Source organism: bacterium (assembly GCA_035281585.1).
GTDB lineage: Bacteria > UBA10199 > UBA10199 > DSSB01 > DSSB01 > DATEDP01.
This window is the reverse complement of record DATEDP010000004.1, coordinates 1-10900: the sequence shown is the minus strand read 5'-3', so window position 1 is coordinate 10900 and position 10900 is coordinate 1. Positions and strand designations below refer to the sequence as shown.

8 protein-coding genes are annotated in these 10900 nt (G+C 61.1%); 5 read left to right on the top strand and 3 right to left on the bottom strand.

Annotated elements, in window-relative coordinates:
* A partial coding sequence (locus tag VJR29_00170; GenBank protein HKY61811.1) for a hypothetical protein occupies positions 1–370 on the bottom strand: 370 nt, incomplete at its 3' end.
* Positions 371–515: 145 nt separating this feature from the next.
* Here VJR29_00170 and leuS point away from each other — a divergent pair.
* Entirely contained in the window at positions 516–3050 is a 2535-nt protein-coding gene (gene leuS, locus VJR29_00165; protein ID HKY61810.1) for a leucine--tRNA ligase, read from the top strand.
* Between the two features lie 123 nt (positions 3051–3173).
* The gene (gene holA, locus VJR29_00160; GenBank protein ID HKY61809.1) at positions 3174–4151 is read left to right on the top strand and encodes a DNA polymerase III subunit delta; all 978 of its coding nucleotides are present in this window, start codon (positions 3174–3176) and stop codon (positions 4149–4151) included.
* Here the strand turns inward: holA and rpsT are convergent.
* Positions 4140–4436: a 30S ribosomal protein S20 gene (rpsT, locus tag VJR29_00155; protein HKY61808.1), complete on the bottom strand. Its 297-nt coding sequence runs from the start codon at positions 4434–4436 to the stop codon at positions 4140–4142. The genes holA and rpsT overlap by 12 nt on opposite strands.
* Positions 4437–4498: 62 nt before the next feature.
* On the bottom strand, positions 4499–6022 hold the full coding sequence (locus VJR29_00150; protein ID HKY61807.1) for a choice-of-anchor Q domain-containing protein: 1524 nt from the start codon (positions 6020–6022) through the stop codon (positions 4499–4501).
* Between the two features lie 106 nt (positions 6023–6128).
* Here VJR29_00150 and murJ point away from each other — a divergent pair, with 106 nt between their 5' ends.
* From murJ to VJR29_00135, 3 genes are all read left to right on the top strand, one after another.
* Complete coding sequence (gene murJ / locus VJR29_00145) at positions 6129–7778, top strand: murein biosynthesis integral membrane protein MurJ (protein HKY61806.1); 1650 nt, start codon at positions 6129–6131, stop codon at positions 7776–7778.
* A gap of 61 nt (positions 7779–7839) precedes the next feature.
* Entirely contained in the window at positions 7840–9321 is a 1482-nt protein-coding gene (gene lysS / locus VJR29_00140; protein ID HKY61805.1) for a lysine--tRNA ligase, read from the top strand.
* Positions 9322–9521: 200 nt separating this feature from the next.
* Entirely contained in the window at positions 9522–10748 is a 1227-nt protein-coding gene (locus VJR29_00135; protein HKY61804.1) for an FtsX-like permease family protein, read from the top strand.
* The last annotated feature ends 152 nt before the right edge of the window (positions 10749–10900 follow it).

Genomic DNA, 10900 nt, shown 5'->3' with positions numbered 1-10900 from the left:
AGAGCGGCCGGACTTCTTCCATCCAACCATAGTACCGGTTGAAATAAGTCCGCAGCCGGCTCTTGTAGGATTCGGGCCAGTAGTACCATTGCATGGTCTTGCCGGGGGCCGGCGAAAAATCGACATATTGCGGGCAGGAGTTTCCGGCACAGGCCGATCCCCCGCTTGAAGCATCCCGGTCCGGGAACCAGGCCGGCAAGCCTCGGGGCGAGGCCGGCAGACGGGGGAGTTCGGGCAAGGTATCCGGGAATTCCCAAACGATATTGGCGGCGATGTCGGCGTGCTGGTAAAGCCAGGAATCCAAAGCCGGCGGCGCGGCCTGCGAGGTCCAGGGAAAGACGAGGGCAATCAGCAGGGTGAGATATCTCATCGGGATCCATTTCTTCCGAGAAAGCCAGCCCCGAGCCCATGAATGACCTTATATGAAGGCATTATAAAATCAATCCCCCGATGATGAGATTCTTGAAGAATTTTACGGTTCATGAAAGACAGAACCCTGCGTTCATGGAGTGAAAATGAGCTTTTCTGAACATTACGAACCGAAGAAGATCGAGCCCAAATGGCAAGGGCACTGGGAGGAGCACCGCTCTTTCGAGGTCCGGGAAGAGGCCGCCAAGCCAAAATTCTACCTGCTGGAGATGTTTCCCTATCCCTCCGGCCGCATCCACATGGGCCACGTCCGCAACTACACCATCGGCGACGTGCTGGCCCGCTTTCTCAAGATGCGCGGCTACAACGTGTTGCATCCGATGGGCTGGGACGCCTTCGGGATGCCGGCGGAGAACGCCGCCATCAAGAACAAGACCCACCCGGCCGCCTGGACCGAGCAAAACATCGAGATCATGCGGGGCCAGCTCCAGCGCCTCGGCTTCAGCTATGATTGGGACCGGGAGATCGCCACTTGCCGGCCGGAGTATTATCGCTGGGAGCAGAAGATCTTCATCGAGATGTTCGAAAAGGGCCTGGCCTATAAGAAGAAGAGCCTGGTCAACTGGTGCCCCTCCTGCCAAACGGTCTTGGCCAACGAGCAGGTCGAGCAGGGCCGCTGCTGGCGCTGCGACAGCGTGGTCGAGCAGAAGCCGCTCGAACAATGGTTCTTCAAGATCACGGCCTATGCCGAGGAGCTGCTCGAACAAACCTATCAATTGAAAGGCTGGCCCGAACGGGTCCTGACCATGCAGCGGGAGTGGATCGGCAAGAGCCAAGGCGCCGAGGCCGTCTTCAAGGTCGAGGGCAGCGGCGAGGAGATCACGGTTTTCACCACCCGGCCCGATACCCTCTATGGCGTGACCTTCCTTTCGCTCGCCGCCGAGCATCCGCTCTTGGAGAAACTCATCGTCGATGAGGCCAAAAAGCGGGAGCTGGCCGATTTCCGCGAACGGGTCCGCAAGATTGACCGCGACAAGCGGCTCGCCGACGCCTACGAGAAAGAGGGCATTGCGCTTGGCTTGAACGTCATCCATCCCTTGACCGGGGCTAAAGTCCCGCTCTACGCCGCCAACTTTGTCTTGATGGAATACGGCACTGGCGCGGTGATGGCGGTGCCGGCCCATGACCAGCGCGATTTCGACTTCGCCAAAAAGTACGGCCTGCCGATCAAGGTCGTCATCGAGCCGGTAGGGGCAGGGCTTGCCCCTGCCCGCGAGCACGTCGGTGGCGGCGGGCAGGGGCAAGCCCTGCCCCTACAACAAGCTTACGTCGACCCGGGAATCATGGTCGACAGCGACCGCTTCAACGGCTTGGGCAGCGAGGCGGCCAAGGCCGAGATCGTCAAGCACCTCGAAAGCCAGCGGGCCGGCAAGGCCCGAGTCACTTACAAGCTGCGCGATTGGGGCGTCTCCCGCCAACGCTATTGGGGCGCGCCGATCCCCATCCTTTACTGTGACTCCTGCGGCGCGGTGCCCGAAAAGATCGAGAACCTGCCGGTCAAGCTGCCGCTGGACGTCGAGTTCAGCGGCGAGGGCGGCTCACCGCTCTCCAAGATCGAATCCTTCGTCCACGCCAAATGCCCCCAATGCGGCGGCCCGGCCCGGCGCGAAACCGACACCATGGATACCTTCATGGAGTCCTCTTGGTATTTCTTCCGCTACCTCTCGCCCAAGGACAAGGAAGAGGCCTTCAGCCGCCGCAGCTCCGATTATTGGATGCCGGTGGACCAATACATCGGGGGGATCGAGCACGCCGTGCTCCACTTGCTCTACGCCCGCTTCTTCACCAAGGTCCTGCGCGATCTCGACTATACCGGCGTGTCCGAACCCTTCAAAAACTTGCTGACCCAAGGCATGGTCATCAAGGACGGCGCCAAGATGAGCAAGTCGAAGGGCAACGTCGTCGATCCGGAGTATCTGATCGACAAATACGGCGCCGACACCGCCCGGCTTTTCTGCCTCTTCGCCTCGCCGCCGGAGAAGGACCTCGACTGGAACGACGCCGGCGTCGAAGGCTCGGCCCGCTTCCTCAACCGGGTCTGGAAGCTCCTGGTCGACCTGAGCCCGCTTTATATCTCGCGCGAAGGGAAGGGCCATGCGGCCAAGCCCGAATCGAAAATGCTCCGCGATGCTTACACCAAGCTTCATCAGACCACCGCCAAGGTCACCGAGGACGTCGGCCAAGAGTTCCATTTCAACACCGCCATCGCCTCGATCATGGAGCTGGTGAACAAGATCGGCGAAGTTCCGCGGGCCGAGTGGGAAAGCGGGGAGGGCAAGGAGCTTTTGTCCGAGACGCTCGACGCCCTGGTCCTCTTGCTCTCGCCCTTCGTCCCCCATTTCTCGGAGGAAGCTTGGAAAAGCTTGGGTCATCCGCGCAGCCTGCTCGAAACGGCTTGGCCGAGCTTCGATCCCGAGGCCTTGGTGGCCGAGACCGTCACGGTGATCGTTCAGGTGAACGGCAAGCTTCGCGGCCGCATCGAATTGCCGCCCCAAGTCACCGAGGAAGAGGTGAAGAAGCTGGTCGACTCCGACGAGAAGATCCGCGCTCATCTCGAAGGCAAGGAGCTGGTGAAGACGATCTTCGTGCCGGGGAAACTTTTGAATTTGGTGGTGAAATAGCCCTCCCCCCTTGCGGGGGAGGGTGGCCGAAGGCCGGGAGAGGGGGGCGCCGAGGCAATGCTTGCTTTGCCGTACCCCTCTCCCCCGACCCCTCTCCCGCAAGGGGAGAGGGGGGAGACACAAATGTCCCTCTCGCTCTTAAAATCCGCCGACCGCATTCCGCTGGCCCCGGTCGTGGCCTTGGTGGGCCCCGAGTCGTATATCCGGCGCAAGCTTCGCCGGAGCCTGATCGATCGTGCCTTGGCCGGCGCCATCCAGGACATGAATTTCTCGACCTACGACGCCTCCGAGGGCGCCGATAAGGCGGTCCAGGCTTGCCGGGATTATCCCTGCTTCGCCGCGCGGCGGGTGGTCTTGCTCCGCGAAGCCGGCGAGCTCAAAGCCAAGGATGCCGAGGCTCTTTCAACTTATTTGAAAGATCCCCAGCCGACGACCCTCTTGCTGATCGACGCTGAAAAGCTCGATGGCCGGCTCGAATGGGTGAAGAAGCTGAAGAAGACTTCGGAGTATCTCGAGGTCGAGCCGGTCGAGCGGGCCGAAGCCCTGGGCTGGGTCCGCGAGGCCTTGCGCGAGGAAGGAAAGCGGGCCGAGCCCGAGGTGATCGACACTTTGGTCGATTGGCTGGGGACCTCGCTCGAAGCCTTGAAGCTGGCGGCGGCCCAATGCGCGCTCTACGTCGGCGAACGGCCGGAAGTGAAGCTGCGCGACCTCGAGTCGCTCCTAGTCAAAGTGACCGACGAGAACGTCTTCGAGGTCGTTGATGCGCTCTTCGCCAAGAACGAGAAGGCCCTGCACCGGTCGCTGGGCGCGCTTCTCGACTCCGGCGAGGAACCGCTCAAGATTCTTTCCTTGATCCACCGCCACCTGTCGATTTTGCTGACCTTGAAATTTTCGGGATCGCGCAAGGCGATGGGCAGCTTCCGAATGCCGCCCTTGGTTTGGCGGAAGTACGAGCAGCAGGCCAAAGCCCACGCTCGTCAGCTGACGCCCTCGCTCTGGGCGCCGGTCGCGCGGGCCGACTTGAGGCTCAAGGGATCGAGCCTGCCCCGGCCGCTGCTGCTGAAACGCTGCGTCGATGAGATTATCGGATTACTTGCCTAAGGAAGCCACGAGCTTGGAAAGGCGGGAGATCTTCCGCGAACGGTTGTTCGAGTGGAGGATGCCCTTGGAAACCGCGCGGTCGATCATGCGAATCGCTTCGACCAAGGCTTCCTTGGCCACCGAGACGTCCTTCTTCTCGACCGCGGTGCGGACCTTTTTGATGAAAGTCCGAACTTCGGAGCGGATGGTGACGTTGCGGGTGGCCTTCTTCAGGCTCTGCTTGTGACGCTTGATCTGGGAGCGGTGACGGCCCTTGGGCAGCTTCGGTTTCTTGGCATCAGCCATATAAAATTCCTTTTCCTTTCAAATACAAAGGCCGGGTTCCTTAACAATTTGAGGTGCTTCTGTCAAACCTGATTTAAACCTTTGGATTTATTGATTAATTTCCAAAGGCCCAAAGCCAGGAGGCCGAGCAAAGGCCAGCAAATCGCCGGCCGGCCGACGGTGGCCAAGGCACATCCTCCGTCGCCCTCGATCTCGGCGGTGGGGCTGGGTGTGGGCGTCGGAGTGGGTTCGGCTTGGAATTGAAGGGCGCCGATATCGGGGTTCGTTCCCGGAGTCGTCGGCCGGGGATTGCCGGAGAAATCGGTGTCCGGCATTTCCGGCGCCGCCGGATCGCCGGCTTGGATCGCCGGCGAGTTTTGGCCGAGGGCGAAGTTGCCGTTGGCCGGATCGGCCAAGAGAGGATCTTCCAGGAGATTGGTCGGCGAATCGGCGCCGTTCACGGTGGTGCAAGGCGGGTTGGCCAGGCATTCGCTGAAGAATCCGCCGGCGTCGAAAATATTGTTGAAGAGGTTGACGGTGCCGGTGCTGCCGTCGTTGGAGAGATCCTCGTCGGTGAAGATGTCCTTTCCTTCCAGCAAGGCTTGGTTTCCGAAGACGATGTTGTTGTAGATGTCGGCCTGGTTGTTGGCTTCTTCCAGCTCGACGTGGAGTCCGCCGCCTTCGGCCCCGGCGCTGTTGCCGTAGATCGTGTTGTTGGTCGCGACCAAGCTGCCGCCGGGGTTGAAGATATTGACCGTCAGGCCGCCGCCGAGCTCGGTCGAGGTGTTGCTCGCAATGATATTGTTGGTCACAACGATGAAGGAGGTGCTGGCGTTGATCGCCAAGCCGCCGGCTTCGCCATCGGCTTCGTTGCCGCTGATCAGGTTTCCGCTGATCACGATGCCGCCGTCGGAAACGAACAGGCCGCCGCCACCGCCGCTGCCCGCGGTCGAGGTGTTTGCGGTGACCTGATTATTGCGGAATTCCACGGTGCCGGTGCCGCCGTGTCCGACCGAGAAAGCGCCGCCGAGCAGGGCTTCGTTGCCCTCGAAAATGCAGCCGACGATCGAGACGTCGCCAGCCCCGAAATCGATGCCGGCGTTGATGTCGAGGGCCCCGCCGTCCTCGCCGGAGACGTTTTGGGTAAAGGTCACTTGAGAGATGGAAACGTCGGCTTCGTCGGCGAAGATCATGAGCGCGCCGCCGTCTTCGAGCGGGTCCTCGCATCGCTCGAACACCAAGCCCGAGATCGTCACGTCGGCGTTGGTGTCATCGACCAGCGATCCCGGTGCAAGCTGCAGGCAGGGAACGGTGAGGTTGCTGCTGAGCACCGGCGGGGTCGAGTCGGCGTTCCGGATCGTGATCGGGAAGTTTTCCCCGACCGCCGGGGTATAAACCAGGGTCGCGCTCAGATTGTAGTCGCCGCCGGTCACCTCCAGGATGTCGCCCTGCGCGTTGCTTGCCGCCAAGTCGAGGCATTCTTGGAAGCTGCCCTCGAGGTCGGCGCAGCTGTTGCCGGTTCCCGGGACGACGGTCAGAGTGGCGGAGTGGAGGGGAAGGGGCAGGGAGAGGATCGCGAGCAGGGTGAGGAGCAGGCGTCGGCGCATAGGACCTCCAAGCTCCTAACCCCGGCCCGCAAGCTAACGATTGGCCGGCTTGGCGGCAAGGGAATTCCATGGACCCCAAGGTCAAAAACGGACATAGGAAAGGCCCATGAGCAACGGCCCCTTGCCGCCCGAAACCTCGCAAGATCCGCTGAATGCCCTCGCCGAAGAGGACACGGTCGAAACCGCCGCCCCCAAGATGGTGGGCCGGGCCGGGATGGTCGGCCTCGTGACCCTGCTCAGCCGCTTCTTCGGCTTGGCCCGCGACTCGGCCATCGCTTACGTGCTGGGCACCCGCGCGTCAGCCGACGCTTTCTACGTCGCTTTCCGGATTCCCAACTTGCTCCGCCGGCTCTTGGCCGAAGGCAACCTGACCATGTCCTTCGTGCCGGTCTTCACCGAGTCGCTGAAGCGCTCGAAGCAGGAGGCCAAGGACGTCGTCGACATCACTTTCAGCCTCTTGCTGATTCTGCTCTCGATCGTCACGGTCGCCGGCGTCCTCGGCGCGGCCTTTTTCGTTCGCATGACCGCCCTCGGCTTCACCGAGGACCCCGAGAAATTCGAGCTCACGGTTCTGCTGACCCGCATCACCTTTCCCTATATCTTCCTGGTCTCGCTGGGCGCCTTGGCGATGGGGATCCTGAACGCCAGAAAGCGCTTCTTCGCCCCGGCCTTCTCGCCGGTTTTGCTCAACGTCGGGATCATCCTGGGGGCGGTGCTGCTCTCGCGCCATTTCGCGACGCCTTCGATCGGAATCGCCTGGGGCGTCATCGTCGGCGGCGTCCTCCAGCTCTTGATCCAAATTCCGCGCTTGATCAAGGAGGGCTTCTTTCCGCGCTTGAATTTCAATTGGCGCCATCCAGGCGTCAAAAAGATCGCCAAGCTGATGCTGCCGAGCATTTACGGTTCGGCGGTTTATCAGATCAATCTCTTGGCGATCACCTTCATGGCCTCCTATTTGCCGACCGGCGCGGTCAGCTACCTTTGGTATGCCGACCGGGTGATCGAGTTCCCCTTGGGCGTTTTCGCGATTTCCTTGGCCACCGTCGTCCTGCCGACGCTTTCGGAGCATGCCGCCGACCGGGACTTTTTCAAGATGAAGGCGGCCTTTCGTCGGGCCTTGTCGACGGTTTGGCTGGTGAACATCCCGGCCGCGGTCGGCTTGGCGGTCTTGGCCGAGCCGATCATCTCGGTGCTTTTCTACCGCGGCGGCTTCACCCAGGAGTCGACCCGGCTGACCGCCCAGACCTTGCAGTGTTTCGCCCTCGGCTTGCCCTTCGTCTCGGCGACCCGGATCACGACCTCGGCCTTCTATGCCGTCCAGAACGCCAAGAAGCCGGTCATCGCCGCCAATGTCGCGGTGGTGGTGAACATCCTGGCCGGCCTGGCCTTGATCGGCCCCCTCCAGCACCGGGGCCTGGCCCTGGGCGTTTCCTTGGGATCGGTGGCGAACTTGCTGGTCCAAATGTGGCAATACCGCAAAGAGGTCGGCCCGCTGGCCTTGCGCAAGATGGCCGGTTCGGTGGCGAAGATGGCGGTCGCCGCTTTGCTGATGGCGGCGGCCTTGCTCGCGATCCATCGATTTTGGGATTGGACCTTCGCGCCGTTTTTGGAGCGCCTTCTCTACTTGACCGCCTTGATCGGAACGGGCGCGCTGGTTTACGCCCTCGCCGTTCTTGTCTTGAAACCGGAAGGGGCTCAGGAGCTCTTGGCGAGATTCCGGCGCCGGCGTCTTCGGGGCCGGAACTCTGGGGCTTAATTCCCTTGATTTTACCGGCCAAGCCGCCTAACCCTCCGCTAAACCTTTGGATTTTGGAATTATGGAAGAGAATCCCTATTATCTCCAACGGCTGGAAAAGCTGAAGCAGCTCCGCGATCAGGGCCTCAATCCCTTTCCCAACGACTTGGAAGTCACCCACACCAGCGGCGGCATCCTCGCCAAGTACGAGTCGATGCCGAAAGACCGGCTCGAAGCCGAGAAAATCCCGGTCAAGGTCGCCGGCCGCATCATGCTGCTGCGATCTTTCGGCAAGGCGGCCTTCGCCAAGTTGAAGGATCGGGGAGGGCGGATCCAAGCCTACATCAAGAAGGACGCGGTCTCGGCCGAGGATTACGCGGCTTTCGAAAAGGCCGAGCTCGGCGACTTCCTCTGGGTCGAGGGCTACCTTTTCCGCACCAAGACCGACGAGCTTTCGATCCACGTCGAGAAGTTGAAGCTCATCGTCAAGACTCTCCAGCAATTGCCCGAGAAGTTCCATGGCCTGACCGACGTCGAGGCCCGTTACCGCCAGCGCTACGTCGATCTCATCATGAACGACGAGGTCAAGGACGTTTTCCTCAAGCGGTCGCTCATCATCCAGAAGATTCGTAACTTCCTCGCCGAGCGGAGCTTCGTCGAGGTCGAAACCCCGATGATGCAGCCGATCCCCGGCGGCGCCGCGGCCAAGCCCTTCGTGACCCATCACAATGCGCTCGACATGAAGCTTTATCTTCGAATTGCGCCGGAGCTCTACCTCAAGCGGCTGGTGGTCGGCGGTATCGAGCGGGTCTTCGAGATCAACCGCAATTTCCGCAACGAGGGCATCAGCATCCAGCACAATCCCGAGTTCACGATGCTGGAATTCTACCAGGCCTATGCGACCTACCAGGATTTGATCGGGTTGACCGAAGACATGCTCTCCAGCCTGGCTCAAGACGTCACCGGTTCGACCGACCTGATTTATCAAGAAACCAAGATCAGCTTCGCCAAGCCCTTCAAGCAGATCACGCTCAAGGACTCGCTGGTCGAGATCGGCGGCTTCGACCCGGCCATTTTGACTTCGCGGGAAAAAGCCCTGGCCGAGGCCAAGCGCTTGGAGATCCATCTCAAGAAGGAGAAGGAGGGCCTCGGCGCCATCCTCACCGAGCTCTTCGAGGAGACGGTCGAGAAGAAGCTGATCCAACCGACCTTCGTCACTCAGTATCCGACCGAGGTTTCGCCGCTGTCCCGGCGAAACGAGAAAGATCCCGAGGTCACCGACCGCTTCGAGCTCTTCATCTATGGCCGCGAGATCGCCAACGGCTTCAGCGAGCTCAACGATCCCATCGATCAGAAAGAGCGCTTCGTGAAGCAGGTCCAAGCCCGCGAAGCCGGCGACGAAGAGGCCATGTATCTCGATCAGGACTTCGTCACCGCCCTGGAGTACGGCATGCCGCCGACGGCCGGCGAAGGCATCGGCATCGACCGGCTGACCATGCTGCTCACCGACCAGCCCTCGATCCGCGACGTGATCTTGTTTCCGCATATGAGGCACAAGAGTTGACTCCTCCCCCTCCTTTGTAAGGAGGGGGCAGGGGGAGGTAGAGAGTTGATTGGTTCGCAAAATTTTGCACTTCTGCCATCTCTCTACCCCACCCTAAAACAAGTTTGGAAAGGTCTATTGGACTATCGCAGAGTTTGCCTGGCGCCATTAAGGCGCCAGTTTTCCTCCTTGCTCCCCTTACAAAGGGGAGGGGACTGAGAATGAAGGCCCAAACCTTTCTCGCCAGCAAATTCCTCTCCGGCAAAAGACGGCGCTTCTTTGTTTCTTTCCTCACCGCCATGGCGGTGGCCGGCGTGGCCATCTCGGTGATGGCCTTCATCGTGGTCCAAGGCGTGATGGTCGGCTTCGCCAAGGACCTCCAAGCCAAGGTCATCGGCTTTTCGCCTCACCTCTCGCTCAAGCTGAAGTCGGGTGAGGCGATTTCGGCTTCCATGCTGCAAAAAATTTCAGCCGAGCCCGGCGTCGAGCGGGCGACGGCTTATCTTGAAGGCGAGGCGGTGCTCCGCACCGACGACGACGAAGTCCAAGGCGTGCGGCTTCGAGGCCTCGAGGCCGGCGACCCGCGGTTTCCGTCGACCATGAAGGTTCATTTCGAGGAAGGCGAGGATTGGAGCTCGCTCCAAGCCAAAGACGAGGAGCTGCCGGGCATTCTTTTGGGCCGGGAGATGGCTGCCAGCCTCGGGATTGTCCCGGCGCTGTTGGAAGAGGTCGAGCTGCTTTATCCCTTCGGCACGGTCGGTCCCACCGGCGAGGTCGAGCCCAACGTCCGGCGCTTCCGGGTGGTCGGCACTTTTCGATCCGGCTATTTCGAATACGACAACAAATTCGCCATCGCCGCCTTGCCTGAGCTCCAAAGGCTCTTCGGCGACCATGCCTCGGTTCAGATAGGCGTCTATTTCGCCGATCCCCGCCGGGCCGCTCCCGAGCGCCAGCGGTTTCAAACGCTGGCCGGCGCGAGCGAGACTTCGACTTGGCAGGAGCGCAACGCCCGGCTCTTTTCGGCCCTGAAGCTGGAGCGACTCGGCATGATCGTGGTCTTGAGCCTGATGAGCGTCCTCGCTTCCTTCAACATCCTTTGCATGCTGATGCTGGTGGTCTTCGAGCGCCGCCGGGACTTGGCGCTGCTCAAGGCCCTGGGCCTGAGCGAGCCCGGCATCTCGGGAATCTTTTATCGGGCCGGCCTCTGGATCGGCGCGGTCGGCGGGTTGCTCGGCTTGGGCGGCGGCCTTTTCCTGGCATGGGCGATCCGGGTCGCGAAGATTCGTCCGCCGGCGCCTTATTATCTCGAAACCTTTCCGGTCGATTTGCAGCCCGGAACGATCGCCCTGACTTTGCTGCTGGCCTTGGTCTTGAGCCTGGCCGCGGCGGTATTGCCGGCGAGGGAAGGCCGCAAGATGACCGTGATCGAAGCCTTGCGTTACGAGTGAAATCCCCCCTTTGAAAAAGGGGGGAAGGGGGGATTTAAAGCGATGGAGTTGAGCACAATGCACCGAAGCCAAAACCGCGGTGCTTTTTCAAATCCCCCCTGGCCCCCCTTTTTCAAAGGGGGGAATAGGGAGTTCTCGCGATGAGCTGGAAA

Coding starts and splice junctions, on each gene's coding strand:
- leuS (HKY61810.1), top strand. CDS start 516: ATGAGCTTTTCTGAACATTACGAACCGAAGAAGATCGAGCCCAAATGG.
- holA (HKY61809.1), top strand. CDS start 3,174: ATGTCCCTCTCGCTCTTAAAATCCGCCGACCGCATTCCGCTGGCCCCG.
- rpsT (HKY61808.1), bottom strand. CDS start 4,436: ATGGCTGATGCCAAGAAACCGAAGCTGCCCAAGGGCCGTCACCGCTCC.
- VJR29_00150 (HKY61807.1), bottom strand. CDS start 6,022: ATGCGCCGACGCCTGCTCCTCACCCTGCTCGCGATCCTCTCCCTGCCC.
- murJ (HKY61806.1), top strand. CDS start 6,129: ATGAGCAACGGCCCCTTGCCGCCCGAAACCTCGCAAGATCCGCTGAAT.
- lysS (HKY61805.1), top strand. CDS start 7,840: ATGGAAGAGAATCCCTATTATCTCCAACGGCTGGAAAAGCTGAAGCAG.
- VJR29_00135 (HKY61804.1), top strand. CDS start 9,522: ATGAAGGCCCAAACCTTTCTCGCCAGCAAATTCCTCTCCGGCAAAAGA.